Source organism: Vibrio splendidus, from assembly GCF_001557875.1.
GTDB lineage: Bacteria > Pseudomonadota > Gammaproteobacteria > Enterobacterales > Vibrionaceae > Vibrio > Vibrio splendidus_F.
On sequence record NZ_LNRF01000007.1, the window covers coordinates 129,220 to 152,458 of the forward strand.

The 23,239-nt window shown below is 46.1% G+C and carries 17 protein-coding genes; 8 read left to right on the forward strand and 9 right to left on the reverse strand.

Annotated elements, in window-relative coordinates:
• Nucleotides 1-118: 118 nt before the first annotated feature.
• Entirely contained in the window at nucleotides 119-2,680 is a 2,562-nt protein-coding gene (locus tag ATB74_RS16495; RefSeq protein ID WP_061019179.1) for a penicillin-binding protein 1A, read from the forward strand.
• A gap of 111 nt (nucleotides 2,681-2,791) precedes the next feature.
• Here ATB74_RS16495 and oxyR read toward each other — a convergent pair whose 3' ends face one another.
• Entirely contained in the window at nucleotides 2,792-3,685 is an 894-nt protein-coding gene (oxyR, locus tag ATB74_RS16500) for a DNA-binding transcriptional regulator OxyR (protein ID WP_061019180.1), read from the reverse strand.
• Here oxyR and ATB74_RS24515 point away from each other — a divergent pair.
• The 3 genes from ATB74_RS24515 (at nucleotide 3,684) to ATB74_RS16515 (ending at nucleotide 6,409) form a co-directional block, all read left to right on the forward strand.
• Nucleotides 3,684-3,863: a hypothetical protein gene (locus ATB74_RS24515; RefSeq protein ID WP_017096544.1), complete on the forward strand. Its 180-nt coding sequence runs from the start codon at nucleotides 3,684-3,686 to the stop codon at nucleotides 3,861-3,863. The two genes, oxyR and ATB74_RS24515, sit on opposite strands and share 2 nt — an antisense overlap.
• A 44-nt stretch (nucleotides 3,864-3,907) precedes the next feature.
• Nucleotides 3,908-4,636: a glutathione peroxidase gene (locus ATB74_RS16510; RefSeq protein WP_048659171.1), complete on the forward strand. Its 729-nt coding sequence runs from the start codon at nucleotides 3,908-3,910 to the stop codon at nucleotides 4,634-4,636.
• 306 nt (nucleotides 4,637-4,942) lie between these two features.
• A complete protein-coding gene (locus tag ATB74_RS16515) occupies nucleotides 4,943-6,409 on the forward strand; it encodes a dihydrolipoyl dehydrogenase (protein ID WP_061019181.1) in 1,467 nt (488 codons plus the stop codon).
• 315 nt (nucleotides 6,410-6,724) lie between these two features.
• Here the strand turns inward: ATB74_RS16515 and ATB74_RS16520 are convergent, their stop codons facing one another.
• Nucleotides 6,725-7,072, reverse strand: coding sequence for a RidA family protein (locus tag ATB74_RS16520; protein WP_004729674.1), 348 nt, complete (start codon nucleotides 7,070-7,072; stop codon nucleotides 6,725-6,727).
• A gap of 87 nt (nucleotides 7,073-7,159) precedes the next feature.
• Between ATB74_RS16520 and ATB74_RS16525 the strand changes: the two genes are divergently transcribed.
• On the forward strand, nucleotides 7,160-7,408 hold the full coding sequence (locus tag ATB74_RS16525; protein WP_061019182.1) for a DUF3624 domain-containing protein: 249 nt from the start codon (nucleotides 7,160-7,162) through the stop codon (nucleotides 7,406-7,408).
• Nucleotides 7,409-7,662: 254 nt separating this feature from the next.
• Here the strand turns inward: ATB74_RS16525 and argH are convergent, their stop codons facing one another.
• From argH to argC, 4 genes are all read right to left on the reverse strand, one after another.
• On the reverse strand, nucleotides 7,663-9,537 hold the full coding sequence (argH, locus tag ATB74_RS16530; RefSeq protein WP_017061136.1) for an argininosuccinate lyase: 1,875 nt from the start codon (nucleotides 9,535-9,537) through the stop codon (nucleotides 7,663-7,665).
• Between the two features lie 347 nt (nucleotides 9,538-9,884).
• Entirely contained in the window at nucleotides 9,885-11,096 is a 1,212-nt protein-coding gene (locus ATB74_RS16535) for an argininosuccinate synthase (protein WP_061019183.1), read from the reverse strand.
• Nucleotides 11,097-11,209: 113 nt separating this feature from the next.
• Nucleotides 11,210-11,998 carry an acetylglutamate kinase gene (gene argB, locus ATB74_RS16540; protein WP_017061138.1) on the reverse strand — a complete coding sequence of 263 codons (789 nt, stop codon included), beginning with the start codon at nucleotides 11,996-11,998 and terminating at the stop codon, nucleotides 11,210-11,212.
• A gap of 12 nt (nucleotides 11,999-12,010) precedes the next feature.
• Nucleotides 12,011-13,015, reverse strand: coding sequence for an N-acetyl-gamma-glutamyl-phosphate reductase (gene argC / locus ATB74_RS16545; RefSeq protein WP_061019184.1), 1,005 nt, complete (start codon nucleotides 13,013-13,015; stop codon nucleotides 12,011-12,013).
• Between the two features lie 154 nt (nucleotides 13,016-13,169).
• On the opposite strand from argC, the gene argE reads away from it, so the two are divergent.
• From argE to ATB74_RS16560, 3 genes are all read left to right on the forward strand, one after another.
• Nucleotides 13,170-14,306, forward strand: a complete 1,137-nt coding sequence (gene argE, locus ATB74_RS16550) for an acetylornithine deacetylase (protein WP_061019185.1) — start codon at nucleotides 13,170-13,172, stop codon at nucleotides 14,304-14,306.
• Between the two features lie 251 nt (nucleotides 14,307-14,557).
• Nucleotides 14,558-17,194, forward strand: a complete 2,637-nt coding sequence (ppc, locus tag ATB74_RS16555) for a phosphoenolpyruvate carboxylase (RefSeq protein WP_179946924.1) — start codon at nucleotides 14,558-14,560, stop codon at nucleotides 17,192-17,194.
• Nucleotides 17,195-17,543: 349 nt separating this feature from the next.
• Nucleotides 17,544-18,083, forward strand: a complete 540-nt coding sequence (locus tag ATB74_RS16560; protein ID WP_061019186.1) for a PadR family transcriptional regulator — start codon at nucleotides 17,544-17,546, stop codon at nucleotides 18,081-18,083.
• A gap of 181 nt (nucleotides 18,084-18,264) precedes the next feature.
• On the opposite strand, the gene metF is transcribed toward ATB74_RS16560, so the two are convergent.
• From metF to ATB74_RS16575, 3 genes are all read right to left on the reverse strand, one after another.
• Nucleotides 18,265-19,164 carry a methylenetetrahydrofolate reductase gene (gene metF / locus ATB74_RS16565; RefSeq protein WP_029405383.1) on the reverse strand — a complete coding sequence of 300 codons (900 nt, stop codon included), beginning with the start codon at nucleotides 19,162-19,164 and terminating at the stop codon, nucleotides 18,265-18,267.
• 276 nt (nucleotides 19,165-19,440) lie between these two features.
• Complete coding sequence (locus ATB74_RS16570; protein WP_061019187.1) at nucleotides 19,441-21,852, reverse strand: bifunctional aspartate kinase/homoserine dehydrogenase II; 2,412 nt, start codon at nucleotides 21,850-21,852, stop codon at nucleotides 19,441-19,443.
• 2 nt (nucleotides 21,853-21,854) lie between these two features.
• Entirely contained in the window at nucleotides 21,855-23,036 is a 1,182-nt protein-coding gene (locus ATB74_RS16575) for an O-succinylhomoserine (thiol)-lyase (protein WP_017632080.1), read from the reverse strand.
• Nucleotides 23,037-23,239 lie beyond the last annotated feature (203 nt).

Consider the following 23,239-nt stretch of genomic DNA (forward strand, 5'->3'; position numbering starts at 1 on the left):
TGATTATCTAGGGGTTGTGATTATTAGTTAAATAAGCGTTAATAAACGAAAGCTAAGTTTTTAGCCTAGAGTACAAGGGTTTGCTGCTTATCAGCCTTAACTAATCAGGGATTATCCGGTGAAGTTCATAAAGCGATTATTCATATTTACATTGATTTGCATGATTCTTGGAGTCAGTACAATTTTCGGGTTTTATTTTTACGTAAAACCAGAGTTGCCTGATGTTGCCACTTTGCGCGACGTAGAACTCCAAACGCCGATGCAAGTCTTCAGTCAAGACGGTAAGTTGATCTCTCAATTTGGTGAAAAGCGTCGTAATCCAGTCACTTATGACGAGATTCCTCGCCACTTAGTTGAGGCTCTGATTGCCACCGAAGATAGCCGTTTCTATGAACACCCAGGTATTGACCCAATCGGTATCACACGTGCAGCACTCGTGGTTGCCATGTCGGGTTCAGCCAAACAAGGGGCGAGTACTATTACTCAGCAGCTTGCGCGTAACTTCTTCTTATCTAATGAGAAAAAGATTATGCGTAAGATCAAAGAGATCTTCATTGCGATCCACATTGAGCAGCTTCTTAGTAAAGAAGAGATCATGGAACTTTACGTTAACAAGATCTTCCTTGGTCACCGTTCGTATGGTTTTGGCGCGGCAGCACGTGTTTACTTCGGTAAAGATCTTCCTGATCTCACGCTGAGTGAAATTGCGACCCTTGCGGGTATGCCAAAAGCACCTTCGACAATGAACCCTATTTACTCTGTTGAGCGCGCGACTAACCGTCGTAACGTTGTATTGCGTCGTATGTTAGACGAGAAATACATCACTCAAGCAGAGTTCGATGACGCTCGTAGCGAAGAGCTTATCTCGAAATACCACGGTGCAGAGATCGAACTGAGCGCGCCATATGTTGCTGAAGTTGCACGTGCTTGGATGGTGGAACGCTATGGTGAAGAAGCTTATACATCAGGCATGAAGGTCTACACGACCGTTGATTCGAAACTGCAAAAAGCAGCGAATCAAGCCGCAATTAAGAACCTACTTGGCTACGATGAGCGTCACGGCTACCGTGGTGCTGAAAAAGTATTGTGGCAGACTGCGCAATCAGCGTGGGATCAAGAACAAATCGTTAAACACCTTAAGTCTCAACCAACCTATGGTGACCTAGTCCCTGCTGTTGTTACCGCGGTTGATTCGAAAAGTGCTCAAATTTGGGTTAAGAACCAAGGTGAAGGCACTATCGAATGGCAAGGCATGAACTGGGCGCGTAAATTCCTAACGGATAACCGCCAAGGACCAGCGCCTTCTCAAGCGAAAGAGATTCTGGCGGTTGGTGAGCAAATCTGGGTTCGCCATGAAGCCGTAACAGGTGACGAAGCCTCTGAAGAGCCGACAGAAGAGTCAGCGACAGCAGAATCGGAAACACCTGTTGTTTGGCGTCTAAGCCAAGTGCCAAATGCAAACACTGCGTTTGTGGCAATGAACCCGAACAACGGCGCAGTATTGTCGATGGTGGGTGGCTTTAACTTTGTCCACAACAAGTTCAACCGTGCGACGCAATCTATTCGTCAGGTCGGTTCTGGCATCAAACCATTTATCTATTCAGCAGCGATTGAGAAAGGCTTAACACTGGCTTCACTGATTAACGATGCACCGATTAACCAATGGGATAAGAGCCAAGGTACGGCATGGCGACCAAAGAACTCACCACCAACCTACGTTGGCCCGACTCGTTTACGTATTGGCTTAGCTCAATCGAAAAACGTAATGGCGGTACGTGTACTGCGTGAAGTTGGCTTGGATGATACTCGTAACTACCTAACTCGTTTCGGCTTTGATATTGATGAAGTGCCTCGTTCAGAAACCATTGCTCTGGGTGCTGGCAGCTTAACGCCAATGAAAGTAGCGCAAGGTTACTCAGTATTCGCTAACGGTGGTTACTACGTTGAACCTTTCTATATCAGCCGCGTTGAGACACCATTTGGCGAGACTGAGTTTGAAGCAACGCCAAAAGTCGTGTGTAAAGAAAATTGCAAGCAGACCATTACTGCAGATCCAATGGCGGACGAGTTTGCAGAGCAAGATGTGGATGCCAAAGTACAATACGCACCTCAAGTTATCTCTGAACAGAACGCATTCCTTGTTCGTGAAATGATGTACAGCAACATCTGGGGTGGCGGTGATTGGAGCGCAGGTACTGGTTGGAACGGTACAGGTTGGCGTGCACAGCCGTTGAAGCGTCGGGACATTGGCGGCAAAACGGGTACCACCAACGATTCGAAAGATACTTGGTACAGCGGTTACGGCCCTGGCATGGTTGCAACGGTATGGGTTGGTTTTGATAACCACAACCGTAACCTAGGCAGAACCAAAGCGAACTCGAACCTTGGTAAGAATCAGATTACTGGTGCAGAAGCTGGCGCGAAAACAGCAGAACCTGCATGGGTTGATTTCATGGGTACGGCGTTAGCGGGTGTTCCTGCTGAGCGTAAAGAGATTCCTGAGAACATCGTTCGTGTTCGTATCGACCGTGAAACTGGCTTACTGACCAACAAGTTCGATAGCTCATCAATGTTCGAGTACTTCGAGAAAGGCACTGAGCCAACCGAGTACATCACTGAACGTTTCAATGATGACATCTACTCAACCTCATCAGGTGAAGCAATAGAAGAGCTGTTCTAACTAGGATTTGTAGAACCTAGTAACATGAACCAATAAAAAGGGTTGATATGCATTCATATCAACCCTTTTTTTATATCTATATCTGACCAGACTAGGATCTAAACTCAAGCGCTAAGCCGTCTTCTCCAGTTGAGTGCGAATCGTCTCAGCCAGTTGGTCGAAACGTCCCTTCAATGGAGAGCCCGGACGGTAAGCCACGACAATTCTACGTGAAGGTGTAGGATTCACCGCAGGTACGTAACACACACCATCTTTCTGCTTTTCCTTTGGCACCGATAACTGAGGTAGCAAGGTAATGCCCGCCCCCGCCGCGACCATGTTACGCAGCGTTTCTAAGCTGGTTGCCTTAAAACGTTCGTCATCTTTGGCACCCGCAGCAAAACAGAAGCCCAAGGCTTGGTCTCTTAAACAGTGGCCGTCACCTAGCGCCAGTACGGTTTGTCCATTTAGCTGCAGCATATCGACAGTGTCTTGCTGAGCCCACTCGTGGTCACATGGAACGGCAACACTTAATGGCTCGTCATACACATCAATCTCTTTAAACACCGCCGTTTCATCAACTGCAGCCAGCACCAAGCAATCAAGCTTGCCATCTTCTAGTTGGCTCACTAGCTGATGGGTCTGCGCTTCGTGCAGGTAAAGCTCAAGATCTGGGAAACTCTCTTTTAGATGAGGAATAATCTTTGGCAAAATGTACGGGCCAACGGTAGGGATAAAACCAATGTGCATTGGCCCCGTCATCGCTTCACCGTGTCCACTCGCCATATCTTTAAAAGTTTTCACTTCATTGAGAATACGCTTGGCTTGTTCAACAAGTTGTAACCCTGATTCTGTAAATATTACCTTCCTTGGACTACGCTCGGTTAACTGAAGTCCAATTTCATCTTCTAGTTTGCGTATTTGACCGCTTAGTGTCGGCTGACTGACAAAGCACGCTTCTGCCGCTTTTCGGAAGTGTTTATGCTCTGCGAGCGCCACCAAGTATTCAAAGTCACGAATGTTCATGATCAGTCTCTTACCTCAGGTTTTAATAAGAACAAGGGTTCTAATAGAAACATTTAAAAGAAAAATGCTCTTGATAGAATTTACCTATCAAAACCATAACATCAAACGATTAGAGCTATCAAAGGATTTATCTAATAATGGGCTCAACGAAACGAAACAGAGCGAAGAAAAACGTTAAGCTCTGATAGAACAAAATTAAAAATACTATTTAAGGAAATCAATATGTTTGCATCTAAAGAAGGTCAATCAATCCCTCAAGTAACATTCCCAACTCGCCAAGGTGATGCATGGGTTAACGTAACGACGGAAGAGCTATTCAAAGACAAGACAGTTATCGTATTCAGCCTACCAGGTGCGTTTACACCAACATGTTCTTCAAGCCACCTTCCTCGTTACAACGAGCTACACTCTGTATTCAAAGAAAACGGTGTTGATGACATTCTGTGTGTTTCAGTAAACGACACATTCGTAATGAACGCTTGGAAAGCAGACCAAGAAGCGGAAAACATCACATTCATCCCAGATGGTAACGGTGATTTCACAGACGGCATGGGTATGCTAGTTGAGAAAAACGACATCGGTTTCGGCAAACGTTCATGGCGCTACAGCATGCTGGTTAAAAACGGCGTGGTAGAAAAAATGTTCATCGAAGAAGACGTACCAGGCGACCCGTTCAAGGTTTCTGATGCAGATACTATGCTTAACTACCTTGCTCCTGAGCACAAAGAGCAAGAGTCAATCACAGTATTCACTAAGCCAGGCTGCCCTTTCTGTATGAAAGCAAAACAGAACCTAATCGACAAAGGTCTGAACTACGAAGAAGTGGTTCTAGGTAAAGATGCAACAACAGTAAGCCTACGTGCAATCTCTGGTCGCACTACCGTTCCTCAAGTATTCATCGGTGGCAAACACATCGGTGGTAGCGAAGAACTAGAAGCTTTCCTAGGTTAATCACTTAGTCGCAAGTAAACGCTTAGTAAATAAATAGCAGTAATACCAGCTAACCCACCCTCTTGTGGGTTAGCTATTCCAAACCACTCTTATCTGAGTTTTGGAAAGAGAATATAGCCTGTGGCTCGCCCACTTTGAACTAACCTATAGTTAGTAACAAGAAGCAGCTAGTAACAAAAAGCAGAACCACAAGCTAAACCTAATAAAACAGAATCACAAAACTGCCCCGTTATCCTGACTCTCAAACAATCACCAGAGTTGGAGGGGGTCGTTCAAACTAAATTCAGCCATTGCGAGAAAATTATTATGAAACAAGTCAATGTAGATGTAGCAGTTATCGGGGGCGGTACGGCAGGTCTAGGTTCTTACCGCGCTGCAAAAGCACACACTGACAGTGTCGTGATGATTGAAGGCGGCCCTTACGGCACAACCTGTGCTCGTGTTGGTTGTATGCCATCTAAACTGCTTATTGCAGCTGCAGAAAGCGTACACCAAATCGAGAAAGCTCCGGCTTTTGGCGTTCACCCACAAGGCGATATCGTGATTAACGGCCGTGAAGTGATGGACCGAGTGAAGTTTGAGCGTGACCGTTTTGTTGGTTTTGTTTTAGAGGGTGTTGATGAAATCCCAGAGCAAGACAAGATCTCTGGCTACGCAAAATTCTTAGACGACAACACGCTACAAATTGATGACCACACGGTTGTAACGGCTAAACGTATTGTTATCGCGACAGGTTCGCGCCCTGCATACCCTGCAGTTTGGAATGAACTTGGCGACCGCCTAATCATTAACGATGACGTGTTTAGCTGGGATGACTTACCAGAATCGGTTGCTGTATTTGGCCCAGGTGTTATTGGCCTTGAGCTTGGTCAGTCACTACACCGATTAGGTGTGAAAACCAAACTGTTCGGTTTGGGTGGTCAAGTTGGCCCAGTAACCGACCCTGAGATCATGGCTTACGCAGATAAAGCCTTCAATGAAGAGTTCTACCTAGATGCCGACGTGAAAATCGAAAGCATGAAGCGTATTACCACTGAGTCAGGTGAGGCTCGCGTCGAAATCCAGTTCATCAATAAGCAAGGTGAACTAGAAACTAACGTCGTTGAGTACGCACTGGCAGCAACGGGGCGTCGTCCCAACACCGACAAACTTGGCCTAGAGAATACCTCTCTAGAACTTGATGAGCGTGGTGTTCCAATCGCTGACCACTACACGCTACAAACATCATTGCCATCAGTATTCATTGCAGGTGATGCAAGCAACCAACTGCCTCTGCTACATGAAGCCGCAGACCAAGCCCGCATTGCAGGTGACAACGCTGGTCGCTTCCCTGAGATTCGTGCAGGCCTACGCCGCTCTAAAATCTCAGCGGTATTCTCTGACCCGCAAATCGCGATGGTTGGTGAAACCTACAAAGAGATCACCTCCCGCTTAGGCACTTGTGGTTGTTTCGCAACGGGTGAAGTGTCTTTCGAAAACCAAGGTCGTTCTCGAGTAATGCTGCGCAACAAAGGTATTCTGCACGTTTACGGCGAGCAAGGTACAGGCCGCTTCCTTGGTGCTGAGATGATGGGACCAAACGCAGAACACTTAGCTCACTTGTTAGCATGGGCACACCAGAACAAGATGACGGTTTCTGAAATGCTAGACATGCCGTTCTACCACCCAGTAATCGAAGAGGGTGTACGAACAGCGCTGCGTGACCTCAACGCGAAACTGCACTTAGGCCCAGAGATGGTGAAACACTGTCTAGATTGTGGACCTGGTTGTTAATCTCGGTTGATTGAGACAGAACACATAAATTAGATACTAAAAAGGAAAGCCATTGGCTTTCCTTTTTGTTTTTCGGCAACGAACAAATAACAGATTCCCGACTACGCTCCTTCGTCGCTCTCGGGAATGACAGCAATTTTCATACACGTCTAGGCGAAGCTAACCAGAATAACGGTGCTTTTCAAAACGCGTCTAAACTGAAGCAAATCAAAGTGACGCATCAGCTAAACCAAAACTAAACTCGTCATTCCAGAACCGAGGGACGAGGTATCTGGAATCTCTTGAAGCAATTGCCGGTAGCTAAAGACTTAGCTATTACTTCTCAGCAGCAATCACAGAGATCTCAACAAGTAGCGCTTCGCGAGCCATGTCGCCAGTCACACATGCGCGAGCTGGAGCGTGGCCTTCTGGAACCCATGCATCCCAAACTGCGTTCATTTCTTGGAAGTCTTTCATATCTTTCAAGTAAATCGTTGCTGACAGCATGTGCTCTTTGTCGCTGCCTGCTTGCTCAAGTAGGGCTTCTACTTTATCCAGCATCGTCTGTGTTTGCTCTGTGATGTCTTTGGTTGCATCAGCACACACTTGGCCACATAGGTAGATAGTGCCGTTGTGTTTCACAATACGGCTCATGCGTTGTTTGGTTTCTTGGCGCTCAATCATCGACTTTCTCTCTCTGTGTCACCGTGATCCAATATCTTGTGACGTGTTATTATTAGGGCAACAAGCATAACGCGAATCAAACCCAAGATGACATGCATTCATTGCAATAAAAGTGAAAAAATCCGCAACAAACTCGGTCGCTGCCAGCGTTGCATGAATCAGCTGATGGTGTTGTCGATTTTGAGTTGGGGAGTATGGTGGCTATTTTTCAGAGAAGACCCAAAAACCATCAATGCCATCGCTTTGATGATGGCCGCTTTCGCGTTCAGTGGCTTGCTATCGTTGCATTGGGTCATGAAGTTTGTGGTGCTACCGTTAAAGGACAAAAAACGTTAGCTGAAAGTCTTTATTAGATAAAGAGTAGTGATTAAAGACAGGGCTAAATAATCCGATAATTCATCATAATTATCGAGCCATCATCATTTCCCAAACAGCAGATAGAAAAAAGCCCCAGAACCAATCGATTCTAGGGCTTTCTTAGAAAATTCTAAGAAAAAGCAGTGGTACTTTAATAGACCGGGCTTTTCTTAATTTGTTCCCAAAAAAGATCAGATTTTCGATCTTTTTTTTAGGGCTATAAAATCAATGCCTTATGCAACATTCACCTTAGCGATAATCTGCTCGACCAAGTTCACTTCCAAAGCCACTTCATCACACGCATGTTGACGAGGGCACTGGTCGCAATCTTTCAGTACCTTCTCAGGTAGCAGAGATTTCGATGTTGGTAAGAAGTCATGCTTCATAAAGAATTCAGGCGTACGAGTCAGTACAAACACCTTCTTGATGGCCATTTGGCGTGCTTTCTCAACCAAGTGCTGCACAATTGCTGTCCCCTGCCCTTGACCTTGCCAACCCGCTTCAACGCCCAATGAACGTATTTCTGCTAGGCCAGAGTCATACACATAGAGTGATGCACAACCTGTCACCTCACCATGATGTTCTGCGACTGCAAACGAGCCAATATCACGCACCAGTTCATTACGAGAACGAGGTAGGTTTTCACCCATGTTCGCCCAGTAAGCGACCATGCCTTCTAACGCTTCAATATCAGTCAGACGAGCAGGACGAACCTTAACGATGGAAGTGTCACGCTGTGATAAACGTTTCTCAGCTTGGTCAACCGCGTAAGCCACTTGCTGTGGAGATACACCACCTAGCGCGCTACGTTTTTCAAGACACGATTCAATGGTCAGGATGTCATATACATCCTCTTCAATCACCTCAGAGAACTCTTTCATCTCTGCGATGGTTAATTCTTCCAGTGCACAGCCTTTAGCAATCGCCGCCACTACTGTTACACCAACAATATGGTGAGCTTCACGGAAAGGAATGCCTTTCGCTACTAGGTAATCAGCCAGTTCCGTAGAGTTTGCATAACCTTGCTTCGCTGCTTCCAGTGTACGTTCGCCGTTCACTTTAATGCCGTCAAAACAAAGTGCAGCCATTTCCATACAATCATTCCAAGTGTCTAAAGCGTCGAACAGACCTTCTTTATCTTCTTGCATGTCTTTGTTGTATGCCAAAGGCAGAGCTTTCACTGTCATCATCATTGCTGCTAATGAACCGTACACACGGCCCGTTTTGCCACGAATAAGTTCTAGCGCATCCGGGTTTTTCTTTTGTGGCATCAGAGATGAACCTGAAGTCACGGTATCTGCTAACTCGATGAAGTTTGATTCACCAGAGTTGTAGAAAATCATATCTTCTGCAAGACGCGAAAGGTGAAGCATAGAGATAGAAGCGATCGACATCAGCTCCATCACATGATCACGGTCAGAGACTGAATCTAGAGAGTTGCGCGTTGCACGACGGAAACCTAAGTTGTGAGCTAACTCTTCACGGTCCATCGGGTAAGCTGTTCCTGCAAGGGCACCAGAACCCAGCGGACATGTATCTAAACGCTTAATCGCATCATTCAAACGAGAATAATCACGCTCAAGCATTTCAACGTAAGCCAAGCACCAGTGAGCAAAAGTTACCGGCTGAGCACGTTGTAAATGAGTGTAGCCAGGAAGCACAGTTTCTTGATGCTGAGAAGCAACATTCACCATTTGGCTCTGTAGGCGATCAAGCGCTAGCAGCAGTTGATTACCTTGCTGACGACACCAAAGCTTAAGGTCAGTCGCTACTTGGTCATTACGAGAACGGCCAGTGTGAAGTTTTTTGCCCAAATCACCGACTTTACCGATAAGTTGTTGCTCAACCCAGCTGTGAATATCTTCTGCATCAGAACGTAGAATCTGTTCAGGATCTTCCATCACCTCAAGTTTTAGCTCATTCAGCGCTAACTCAAGCTTCTGTTGCTCTTCTTCTGTTAATACGTTGACCGACAGTAGAGCTTTAGACCAGGCAATTGAGCCCACAATGTCTTGCTCAGCCAATCGGTAATCAAAACGAAGAGAATCGTTAAAATCTTTGAACCGGGTGTCTGCTGCTTGGGTAAATCTACCGCCCCATAATGCCATTGTGTATCTCCTAATTGCACAGTGCTCACTGTTTTTGCAAATGATAATTCTGATTAAGATTCAGTATTTTTCTGATGGTTTAAACTTACGGCAATTCAAAATGAAAATAAAGTATTAATTCATTATTTTCACATATTTATTCACCAGGAGTTGAATACATTGATTATTTTCAGCGTCGAGCGCGAATTATATGCCAATCGATAGTAAAAACCGAAGCTGATTTATTAAGCGAATAGAAAGTAAAAAGCCCACTCACTAATCAATAGTGAATGGGCTTTGCATAATAATGTCTGTTTACTGACCTTTAATTTTTCATCAAAGGCTAGCTCACTAACTCATTGTTAGGATTACTTTTGGCTATTCAGAGCACGGATACGGCTTGATAGCGAGTAAAGGCGGATGAAGCCTTCAGCGTGGCTTTGGTCGTAAACTTCGTCTTCACCAAAAGTAGCAAACTCTTCAGAGTATAGGCTGTTGTCAGAACGCTTCTGAGTTACCGTCGCATGACCTTTGTAAAGTTTGATAACCACTTCACCATTCACGTCTTGTGCTAGTTCTTCTGTCGCTGCAAGGATTGACTTACATAGCGGAGTGAACCAACGACCATCGTATACAAGGTGAGATGCTTTAACACCTAACTCTTCACGGAATTCGAATGCCGCTTTATCAAGAACCAGCTGCTCTACTGCACGCAATGCTTCCATCATGATTGTGCCACCCGGAGTTTCGTAACAACCACGAGACTTCATGCCTACAAGACGGTTTTCTACGATATCTATACGACCAACACCGTGCTTAGCGCCCTTCTCATTTAGGTAAACCAGTGCGTTGTATGGCGTCATCGCTTCACCATCAACCGCTACCACTTCACCTTTTTCAACTTTAAGCGTCACTGTTTCAGATTCGTTTGGTGCCTGCTCTGGGTCTACAGTCCAAGCCCAGCAATCTTCGTTCGGTGCGTTCCATGTATCTTCTAGAACGCCACCTTCTGTTGAGATGTGCCATGCGTTTGCATCACGCGAGTAAATCTTAGTCAAAGAAGCAGTACAAGGGATGTTACGTTCTGCTAGGTAATCTAGACACTCTTCACGGCTCACGAGATCCCACTCACGCCATGGTGCAATTACGTGTAGGTCTGGTGCTAGTGCTGCGAATGCACCTTCAAAACGAACTTGGTCATTACCTTTACCAGTACACCCGTGACACAGTGCGTCTGCTCCTACTTTACGAGCAACTTCAACCTGCGCTTTCGCAATGATTGGACGAGCCATAGAAGTACCTAGTAGGTATTTGCCTTCGTAGTAAGCGCCCGTTTTTAGCGTCGGGTAGATGTAGTCAGCAACCATCTCTTCTTTAAGATCTGCGATGTAACACTCAGATGCACCAGAAGCCTTTGCTTTCTCTTCGATACCAATCAACTCTTCGTCGCCTTGACCAACATCCGCGACAAACGCAACCACTTCACAGTCATAGTTCTCTTTCAACCATGGAATGATTACTGATGTGTCTAGACCGCCAGAGTAGGCTACTACAACTTTCTTTACGTTAACTTTGCTCATTTTCTTTCTCCTAGTTTCCATACTGCACATGGCGGTCAGCGTTGGAAATGACTTCATAATTATATGTTTATTTAATTTGTCTAAATTCTTTAAGTAGTGACTCGTTGTGAGACCTACTGAGGTAAAAACTGTGTTCCTATGCTTTTACCTGAAAACAGTTGTGTTAGCTTTTCTGGGTATCGCCAAGTGGCAACTTCGATTGGTCGACCAAGGTCGTTAGCGGCTTCTAGTGCGGCTTGAACCTTAACGATCATGCCGTCGGTAATCACTTTGCCTGTAATAAGGTCATCAGCTTGTTGTTGATTAAGGCTTGGAATGAGGTGGCCTTTGCCATCCAACACACCACTTACATCAGAAAGCAGTACCAGTTCAGCATCAAGCGCGCCTGCAACGGCAACCGCAGCTTGGTCGGCATTGACGTTCATCAGTTGGCCTTGTTCAGTTAGACCAATTGAGCTGATGATTGGCAGTGCGCCCGCATTAAGAATCGCTTGCAGAACGGTCGAGTCGCCCGGCTCCGCTTTTCCTACCGCGCCCAGTTCAGGGTTCAGTTCACTCACTTTGCATAAACCACCGTCTGCAAGGCTCAAACCAACGGCATTGATACCGTCTTTAATCGCCTGACCTTGAAGTAGTTTGTTGGCCGTGCCTGCTAGTGCACCAGCGATCACAGGGATCTGGTCATAAGGAGTAACACGTAGCCCTTCTTTCTTAACGGTTTCGAGGTTCAACTTATTCATCAAATCATCAACAAGGTAACCGCCGCCGTGAACAATCACGATTGGTCGTTGTGCCTGTTGTTGGTAAGCAGAGATAGCACCAAATAACTTGCTAAGTGTTTCACCACAAGATAGCGCAGCGCCACCTAACTTTATGATTAATGGTTGATTATTAAGGCTCATATCTAGATTTCCTTACACTAACGCAGTTAATGGCGCAAAACCATAACGTAAATTCAAACACTGCATCGCTTGGCTAGATGCACCCTTTAATAAGTTATCAATCGCTGAAACAACGATGATGTGCTGACCTTGAACCTTCCAACCTAAGTCGCAGAAAGGCGTCTGCTCTACATCTTGAATTCTTGGCAGTGTCTCTTCGAGTAGTCTCACCGCAGGTTTACCTTGGTAAGCTTGCTCAAAGGCATCTTGTATCTGTTGTTCTGTCACGCCTTCAGCCAATTTCATGGTGATGGTCGCTAAAATACCGCGCTTAAAGTTGCCGAGATGCGGAGTAAAAATCACATCACATCCTAAGTGTGCAGCCATTTCAGGTTGATGACGGTGATTGAACACGCCATAAGCTTGCAGACTCACTTCGCAAAAGCTGTTAATCATAGTCGCCTTACGACCCGCTCCAGTAACACCGCTGGTCGCGTTAATCACAGGCCATTGGTTCTCATCCAGTAACTTCGCTTCAACCAAAGGCTTAATCGCCAATTGTGATGCGGTTGGATAACAACCCGCGACTGCAACAAGTTGAGCTTCTTTAATCGCTTGCTCATTCCATTCCGCTAAACCGTAAGCGGCTTTATCTAGCCATTGTTCGTGTTGGTGTTCAAAACCGTAGAACTCTTGGTAGAAGTTCTCGCCTTTAACTCTGAATGCACCCGATAGATCGAAGACTTGGCAATCGTTCTCTAGAAAGATTGGCGCTAGGTCGTGACTGACCTCGTGTGCTGTTGCTAAGAAAATCACATCAGACTGTTTAGCTACTTCTTCCGGATTTGTTAAAGGTTGTACTGGCATATCAATCAAACCAGCTAACTTACCGTGCAGTGCCGCAATAGGTTTACCTGCGTCTACACTATTGGCTGAGACATATAAACCTGATAGCGTGAGCTCAGGGTGTCTGTTTATCATTAGAGCCAGTTCTGCTCCTGTGTAGCCGCTTGCGCCAATGATCGTGGTTTTCAACATCTCAACACATCCATTCCTGAGGTAAGTTACATTTCAAAATTTGACTATTCATACTTAATTTTTGGCTTTATTTGATTTCTTATGCATTAAATATGATTTAATATGTGTTTTACCGACTTATAGTTTTCCTGTCAATAGTAGAAGTGAAGATATTATGCAATTACCGAGTTTTCTTGAGGTCTACAAAGGCCTAATTTCCACCGACTCTATTAGTTCTACCGATCCAAGCTGGGATCATGGCAACGAAAAAGTGATCGAAAAAATGGCTCAATGGTTTAAAGACTTAGGCTTTAGCGTTGAGGTCGTGGAGGTCGAGCCCGGCAAGCATAATATGGTCGCAAAGATGGGGGCTGGCGAAGGTGGCTTGCTACTCGCAGGGCACAGCGACACCGTGCCATTCGATGAAGGACGCTGGAATTTCGACCCTCATGCACTAACAGAACACAACAATCGCTTCTATGGATTAGGTACGGCCGATATGAAAGGCTTTTTCGCTTTCGTTTATGAAGCGGCAAAGAAGATGGATTGGAGCAAACAGACCAAGCCGCTATATGTATTGGCAACCTGTGACGAAGAGACCACCATGCTGGGTGCGCGTCATTTCACTGAAAATGCACCGTTTAAACCGGATTACTGCATTATTGGTGAGCCAACCAGCCTTGTGCCGATTCGTGGTCATAAAGGCCATGTTGCTAATGCTGTGCGAGTAACGGGTAAATCAGGTCACTCTTCAGATCCGGCATTAGGTGTCAACGCCATCGAGATCATGCATGAAGTGTTGTTCGCTTTGATGCAGCTGCGTGACAAGCTAGTCAAAGAGTATCACCACCCGGGTTTCGCAATTCCAAGCCCAACGCTAAACCTTGGCCATATTCACGGTGGCGACAGTGCCAACCGTATCTGTGGTTGCTGTGAGCTGCACTATGATGTGCGTCCTTTGCCAGGCATCAGCCTAGATGGCTTGGATAACATGCTGCGCAGCGCACTCAAAGAAGTGGAAGCAAAATGGCCGGGCAGAATCGAGATTACGCCACTGCACGAACCTATCCCAGGTTACGAGTGCCAACACGACCATCCATTTATCGGTGGCATGGAATCCGTTTGTGAGATTGAATCGCAAACCGTGAACTACTGTACTGAAGCGCCTTTCCTTCAAGAACTTTGCCCAACCTTAGTGCTGGGTCCTGGCTCAATCGACCAAGCTCACCAACCAGATGAGTTCCTAAGCTTCGATTTTATCGATCCAACGATTGATGTTCTGAGTAAATCGATCCGTAAATATTGTTTCTAGTTATTACTTTTCTTCCAATATTTTCGTATAAAAGCCACCCAAAAGGTGGCTTTTATTCTGCCATCCCTGACACAGCCTGATCTTGTAATTAAATTTCACTTTAATTCCGAACTATTGGAAAATTTACTTCTCCCGCATTTCGAAAACTAATAATTGCAAACTTAGAATGCTTTATTTGACTAGATACAGCACTTTTCGCTAGATTGTGTACTTAACAAGGAACAATGGATGTAATTTTTTTACGAGGCAGGATGACAATGAACGAGAAATACGCCGCTCTCAAGAGTAACGTAAGCATGCTGGGACGCTTGCTAGGTAACACAATCCAAGATGCACATGGTGACGTTATCTTAGAGAAAGTGGAGACTATCCGTAAACTTTCCAAATCCGCCCGCGCAGGCAACAAAGCTGACCGTGACAGCCTAGTTGAAGAAATCAAAAACCTGCCGAACGAACAACTCACTCCTGTTGCTCGTGCATTTAACCAATTTCTCAACCTCACCAACATGGCAGAGCAGTACCACACCATCTCTCGCCACTGTGAGGAGCATGTTTGCGAACCAGACGTGCTGCAATCTCTATTTTCCAAATTAAACCAGAATGACATCAGCAAGCTAGATGCGGCTCAAGCCGTTCGCGACCTGAACATTGAACTCGTTCTGACTGCACACCCAACAGAAATCACTCGTCGCACCATGATCAACAAGCTCGTTAAGATCAACGAGTGTCTGTCTAAATTAGAATTAAGCGACCTATCACACAAAGAGCGCGTGAAAACAGAACGTCGCCTAGAGCAACTTATCGCTCAAGGTTGGCACTCAGATGTGATTCGTCAGCAACGCCCTACCCCACTTGATGAAGCGAAATGGGGCTTTGCAGTTGTTGAAAACTCACTTTGGGAAGCTGTACCAGATTTCCTACGTGAAATGGATGGCCGACTAAAAGGCTACCTTGGTAAAGGCCTACCAATTGATGCGCGCCCGGTACACTTCTCATCTTGGATGGGCGGCGACCGCGATGGTAACCCATTCGTAACGCACACCATCACCAAAGAAGTACTGCGCCTATCTCGCTGGAAAGCCGCTGACCTTTACCTAGGTGACGTAAACGAGCTGATTACTGAACTGTCGATGACTAAGTGTAATGATGCCGTTCGTGAGCTAGCGGGTGACGAGCACGAAGCTTACCGTGCAATCCTAAAGAGCCTACGTACTCTGCTGAACAACACGTTAGAAGTGCTTGATGCAAAACTGCATGATGCTGAAGTACCGAAGAAAGAAACACTACAGAACATCGACCAACTTTGGACACCGCTTTACGCGTGTTACCAATCGCTGCACGAATGTGGCATGGGCGTAATCGCAGACGGTTCTCTACTTGATACCTTGCGCCGCCTAAAAGCATTCGGTGTACACCTAGTGCGTCTCGATGTTCGTCAAGAAAGTACACGTCATTCAGATGTGCTGTCTGAACTGACTCGCTACCTAGGCATTGGCGACTACGACCAGTGGAGCGAGCAAGACAAGATTGCTTTCTTAACCAATGAATTAAGCTCAAAACGCCCACTACTTCCTCGTGATTGGGAGCCATCTGAACAGGTTAAAGAGGTTTTGGACACCTGTAAGGTCATTGCTGCTCAACCTCGTGAAGCCTTCGGTGCTTACGTGATTTCTATGGCTCGCACTGCATCGGATGTACTGGCTGTTCACTTGCTGCTGCAAGAATGTGGTTGCCCGTACCGCATGGACGTATGTCCGCTGTTCGAAACGCTAGACGACTTGAACAACTCAGAAGCGGTAATGAAGCAGCTAATGAGCATCGACTTGTACCGTGGCTTTATCCAAAACCATCAAATGGTAATGATCGGATACTCTGACTCGGCAAAAGATGCCGGCGTAATGTCTGCAGGTTGGGCTCAATACGATGCGATGGACAAGCTGGTTAAGGTTTGCGACGAAGAAGGCATTGAGCTGACTTTATTCCACGGTCGTGGCGGTACGGTTGGTCGTGGTGGTGCGCCAGCGCACGCTGCTCTTCTTTCTCAGCCACCTAAGAGCTTGAAAGGCGGTTTACGTGTAACTGAGCAAGGCGAAATGATCCGCTTTAAGCTTGGTTTACCAGACGTTGCTGTAAACAGCTTTAACCTTTACGCAAGTGCGATTCTAGAAGCGAACCTTCTGCCGCCACCAGAGCCAAAACAAGAGTGGCGCGACCTAATGGAAGTGCTGTCTCAAGTCTCTTGTGAGGCTTACCGTAACGTGGTTCGTGGTGAAGAGAAATTCGTACCTTACTTCCGTCAAGCGACGCCTGAACTGGAGCTAGGTAAACTGCCTCTTGGTTCTCGCCCTGCAAAACGTAACCCGAATGGCGGCGTAGAAAGCCTACGTGCAATTCCATGGATCTTCTCTTGGAGCCAAAACCGTTTGGTACTTCCTGCATGGCTAGGTGCTGGTGAAGCCATTCAATACTCTGTAGACCAAGGCCATCAAGCGCTACTGGAAGAGATGTGTCGTGAATGGCCATTCTTCTCAACTCGTCTGGGTATGTTGGAAATGGTGTACTCGAAGTGCAACATGGAAATTGCGAAGTACTACGATCAACGTCTTGTTGACGAAGAGCTATTGCCTCTGGGTGAGTTACTGCGTGAACAGCTACAAAAAGACATCAAAGCGGTACTGAATGTAGAAAATAACGAGAACTTGATGCAGAGCGACCCTTGGGGGCTTGAGTCAATTCGCTTACGTAACATCTACGTTGAGCCACTAAACATGCTTCAAGCAGAACTGCTGTACCGTACTCGTAAGTGTGAAACACCACCAGCAGAGCTAGAAGAAGCGCTAATGGTGACGATTGCAGGCATTGCAGCAGGTATGCGAAACACTGGTTAATTAGTGATTCCTACTATAAAAAGAACAAAAGGTCGCCACGCGCGACCTTTTTATTTTGCAAAATAACCACTAGTGAGTATTTTGTCAGTTTTTTGGGTTATTTTGTCCATGTATTCTACTTTATGCTTATTATTTAGATATACTACTGCTCCGCTGCGGAAACACTCCAAAAAAATAATCTGCAGCAATTTGACCAATAAACTGGTCAACCTAGGTGATAAACGGCTTTGTAAGGTGACATAACCAACCGATGAGTTGGTGCTACTTAGACATAACCAATATAACGTGCCATTAGAAGCACACTTGTTGTTTAAGTATTTGTTTACTGTTTACCATTTGGATTTCAGACATGTCATTACCACACGTAATTCTAACCGTTTTAAGTACACGCGATGCTACTGGTTACGATATCACAAAAGAATTCTCCGCAAGCATTGGTTACTTCTGGAAAGCTAGCCACCAACAAGTTTACCGCGAGCTAAATAAAATGGCTCAGAACGACCAGGTAACTTGCGTGCTTGAGCCTCAAGAAGGCAAACCAGATCGTAAAGTTTACTCTATCACTGATGCTGGCCGTAGCGCGCTAGGTGAATGGTTTGAACAACCAACTGCACACCCAACCGTTCGTGACGAGTTCTCAGCTAAGCTAATGGCTTGTGCTGTACAACCTTCTGACGCTTACCGTGTACAACTTGCTGAGCTAGTAGAAGAGTCTCGCAAACTGGTTTCTCACTACCGTGAAATCGAAGCGGCTTACTACGCAACGCCATCAACACTAGACAAGCAAGCTCGCCTTGAGCGTCTTACTCTTCGTCGTAACCTACTTATCCGTGAAGCATGGATTGTATGGGCTGAAGAAGTACTGCTTGAACTTGGCGCTCTAGCTTAAGCTAGAAGCTAGAAGCTAGAAGCTAGAAGCTAGAAGCTAGAAGCTAGAAGCTAGAAGCTAGAAGCTAGAAAAGCAAAAGGCTTGAACTCTATGAGTCCAAGCCTTTTTTGTATCTATAGGATTTGAAATTTTACAGTCAGAGGCTTTTTACAAACGCTTAGGCTTTACTTCTAGACTTTGCTTAAAGCGCAGCGACTTGCGGACGAACACCTAATGTGTGGCAAAGTGCGTAAGTCATTTCTGCACGGTTTAGCGTGTAGAAGTGGAAGTCTTTCACACCTTCGCGGCTCAGTGTACGAACCATATCAATCGCTTGGCTAGCACCAACAAGCTGACGAGTCGTTGGATCATCATCCAAACCTTCGAACTGCTTCGCCATCCAGCCTGGTACTTTTACGTTGTTCATCGCAGCAAAGCGAGATGCTTGCTTGAAGTTAGAAACCGGTAGGATGCCCGGAACAATTTCAACATCTACACCAGCCGCCACACAGCGGTCTCGGAAACGTAGGTAGCTTTCAACATCGAAGAAGAACTGAGTGATAGCACGGTTAGCACCCGCATCGACTTTACGCTTAAGGTTAATAAGATCCGATTGAGCGCTTTTTGCTTCAGGGTGAACCTCAGGGAATGCCGCTACTGAGATATCAAAATCGTGGCGAGATTTAAGTAGCTCAACTAGGTCAGATGCGTACATATCTGGCGCGCCGCCGCCTGCTGGAATATCACCACGCAACGCAACAATACTCTCGATACCATTCGCCCAGTAATCGTCGGCAATTTGAATCAGCTCTTCGCGACTCGCATCAATACACGTTAGGTGCGGTGCAGCCACTAGGCCGGTTTGGTTCTTAATTTCTTTAATGATTGAGTGAGTACGGTCACGTTCGCCCGAGTTTGCACCGTAAGTTACCGATACAAACTTTGGTTGAAGTGTTTTAAGACGGTGAACAGAATTCCACAGGGTCTCTTCCATCTTCTCATTGCTTGGTGGAAAAAACTCAAATGACACATTGATGTTGTCAGAAAGCTCAGCGATATTCTGATTTAAAGCGTCGATATGACTAGCGTGTGTGTATCCCATCTTACTCTCCCTGTGGCAAAAGCAACCACTAAAAACTCAAATCCTTAAACGACGTTTAGACGTCTATATGTCTGTAGAATGTATTGAATACGATTTAATGTCAACAGATCCATTATGAATTTTTTTCAAGTAGATCGTGAGTAAAACTCAAGTCGTTAGATGGGTCGCAAAGCAGAAATAAGGAAGAAAAAAGGCTGAGAAACACATCGTGCTTTCAGCCTTATTTATCTTAGTGAATAGTATGCTATTTAAGTGTCATAGCAAATGATCTGAGTATTAGAACAGGCTCGACATTCGGTTCAAATCAGACTGAATTGCACCAGCCGTCACTTCACGTCCAGCACCCGGGCCACGAATAACCAATGGATTATCTTTGTACCATTTACTCTCGATCGCAAAGATATTGTCGCAAGGCAGCAAGTTCGCCAGAGCGTGCTCTTTCGATAACGCTTCAACACCTACGGTTGCTTTGCCGTTCTTCTCTAAACGCGCGACGTAACGCAGAACTTTCTGTTGAGAGTGCGCTTTCTCTAAACGCTCGGCCAACTCTTCGCTTAGCACCGAAGCCTTATCAAAGAAGTCATCTACCGACAGATCTTGCAACTCTTCAGGGACCAATGATTCCACTTTGACGTTTTCAGGCTCGATATCTAAACCCGATTCACGAGCCAGAATCACCAGCTTACGCATCACGTCTGAACCATCTAGGTCAGCACGAGGGTCAGGTTCAGTCAGGCCTTGTTGCCACGCTAAGTCAACCAACTCGCTGAATGGCACGGTGCCATCAAACTGTTGGAACAACCAAGACAGCGTGCCTGAGAAGATACCTGACAGCGCAATAATGTCATCGCCACTTTCACGCAAGTCTCTGACTGTGTGGTTAATCGGCAGGCCTGCACCAACGGTCGCGTTGTACAACCAATGACGGCTGATCTTAGCGAAAGCATCTTGTACTTGATGGTAATACTCGCTCGATGCAGAACCAGCCACCTTGTTAGCCGAGATCAGGTGGATACCTTGTTGTGCAATTTGTAGGTACTTTGCTGCAAGCACAGGGCTTGCAGTGACATCGAGTACCACAGCTTCATCGTAACCCTGAATAGAACCCAAACGCTCTAACCAGTCATTACCATTGTTAGCAATCGCTTCATCGTCAAAACACTTACTCACTGAGGTCGCATCAATGCCTTGATCGTTGAACCAATAGGTTTGGCTATCAACCACGGCTACCAATTCAAAGTTCATTCCACGGCGCTTTTCAAGTTCCGCTTTTTGCTCTGCAAACAGGCTTAACCAACTTGAACCAATGTTGCCCTTACCACACAAAGCAATCGCAACACGCTTCTGCGCTTGGAACAGTTGAGAGTGAATGCCTTTCACTAGACTTGATGTTTCACTCTTACGAATCACAGCCACCAAGCTTAAGCCTGAGTTCGCTTCTGAGATGAACTCAACCGGTGAGCTCTTAAGCTGTTGGTAGAAACCGTAGCAATGGTTCGGGTTCTTAGTCACACCCGCCCCCACAGCAGCAATCAGAGAAAAACCTTCTTTAAGCTTAATCTCAGCTTCAATCGCGTGGTCTTGTAAATATTCCAATGCACCACCAGCGATCTCTTCCGTATAGGCAAGACGCAAGCAGTGTTGATCCGGTTCAAGCTCATAAGCCAGCGGCTCAAGTTGAGCACGCTTAAGCCCTTCAAGCACTTCACTCTCTAGACGGTCGAAATCATGGCCGTGACCAAAGGTCAGCTGCACGATAAGAACTTCATCCAGAGAGGTAATAATTTTTGCTCCACGACCCGATGCCAGTACGCGCTCAATCTGTGTAGAGCCCGCCTCTGGCTGGTAGCTGCAGCGTAAGCTGAGATCCATAGCACTTTGAGCCACAGGCTGTAGCGTTCGGCTATGAAGCACTGGAGCGGCAAGACGAGCCAATTCACTGGCTTCATCAAGGCGAAGTAGAGGCAGTAGACACGCATCTGAAACCAAACGAGGGTCAGCGCTGTAAACGCCCGCCACATCACTCCAAATCGTCACGCGTTCAACTTCAGCCAAAGCACCAATCACGGTTGCTGAGTAATCCGAACCGTTACGACCAAGTAATACCGTTTCACCCTCGAAGTTCTGAGCCATAAAGCCCGTAATCACCACGCGGCAATGTGCATGCTGCGCTAAGGCTTCTTTGATCAGAGGATAAGAACGTGCGCGGTCAACTTCAGGTTGAGCACCCGCTTCTGCACGTAAAAAGGCACGTGCATCCTGAGCAACTGCTTGTAAGTCATGCTGGCATAACAAAGCCGCAAGTAAACGTGAAGACCAAACCTCACCGTGTCCAAGCACTTTTGCTTTTTGCGCTTCGCTTAAAGGAGCTGTTAGCTCACCCAAAGCGGTAAATTCTTGTTGAATGGTGTCCGTAAGTTGTGCAGCAGATTCACCCTCAAGCAGTGTTTCAATCAGTTCAAGCTGGAACTGACGAAGTGCCTGTAGGCATTCATGAGCAATACGACCATCTTTGTCGAGCGCTTCAACAAACTCAATCAAGCGGTTAGTTGTTTTACCCGCTGCCGATACCACCACCAAATCAGTTGCTGTTGAGTATTCTCTAAGAATGTTGACCACGCGCTGGTAACACTCAGGATTCGCTAAACTGCTGCCACCAAATTTATGTAGCTGGCGAAAGGTTGCCATTATTAACCCTCCCCTTCAGCGATAAAGCCTTGTGTCTTTTCAAACGCTTGCTTGAGGTCGTCAATCAAGTCTTCAGCATCTTCAAGGCCAACAGATAGACGCAGTAGTTGCTGAGAAACACCGGCTTCTGCTAATGCTTCTTCGCCCATCGCGCGGTGAGTCATCGACGCTGGGTGACAAATTAGGCTTTCAACACCTCCCAATGATTCTGCCAAAGAAAACAGCTCTAATTTATCAACAAAGTATTTAAGTGCCTCGAATGAGCCCGCAAACTCAAAGCTCAGCATTGAACCAAAGCCAGACTGCTGTTTCTTCGCAATATCATGACCTGGATGTTCAGGAAGACTTGGGTGATAAATAGTGCCAACGAGATCTTGCTGCTGCAGAGACGCCAGAATTTCACGTGAGCTTTCTTCGTGAACTCGCATACGCGCACCTAGCGTACGAATACCACGTAAAGTCATGTAGCTATCAAATGGTGTGCCGGTCGCACCAATACAGTTGCCCCACCATGCTAACTCTTCAGCGTGTTCTTCAGTTTTCGTCACCACAACGCCACCAATCACATCTGAGTGTCCATTGATGTACTTAGTGGTTGAGTGGATAACAAAATCCGCACCCAGCTCTAAAGGCTTTTGGAATACAGGTGTCAAAAACGTGTTGTCGACAGCAACCAGAGCACCAACCTCTTTCGCTTTACGGCAAGTCTCTGCAATATCAACCACACGAACCAACGGGTTCGATGGCGTTTCTATTAAGATCAACTTTGGCTTGAGCGCGATCGCCGCATCCAACGCTGCTTGATCCGATTGATCAACGAACAAAACTTTGAAGTCACCTTTTAACGAGCGGGTATTAAATAGGCGGTAAGTACCACCGTAGCAGTCGTGTGGTGCGATAATAAGATCATCACCGCCTAAGAAAGCGGATACCCACAAGTTAAGTGCCGAAGTGCCACAGTTAGTCACCACTGCACCTTTGCCAGATTCAAGCTCAAACAATGCCGTTTCTAATAAACCACGGTTTGGGTTACCGGAACGGGTGTAATCGTACTTTGGCACTTCACCAAAAGCGGGAAACCCATAGTTAGTCGAAAGATAAATAGGTGGGACAACGGCATGGTGTTGCGTGTCTGACTCGATACCAGTACGTACTGCGATGGTTGCTGGCTTCCGGCTGCTCATAGGTGCTTCCTTACAAGTTTTGCGTCTGAGAATCACAGCTGCTTGTCGGCATTTTGCGGCTGTGTTAGATATATGTTATTCACTTTACTTTCATAAACGTGAGACGTCAACACTTCTAGACGTCTATATGTCTTTGCTTATGGCAGTAAATCCCGCTAAAATCACCACTATTAATTTATTCTAACAACTAAAGTGATGAAGGT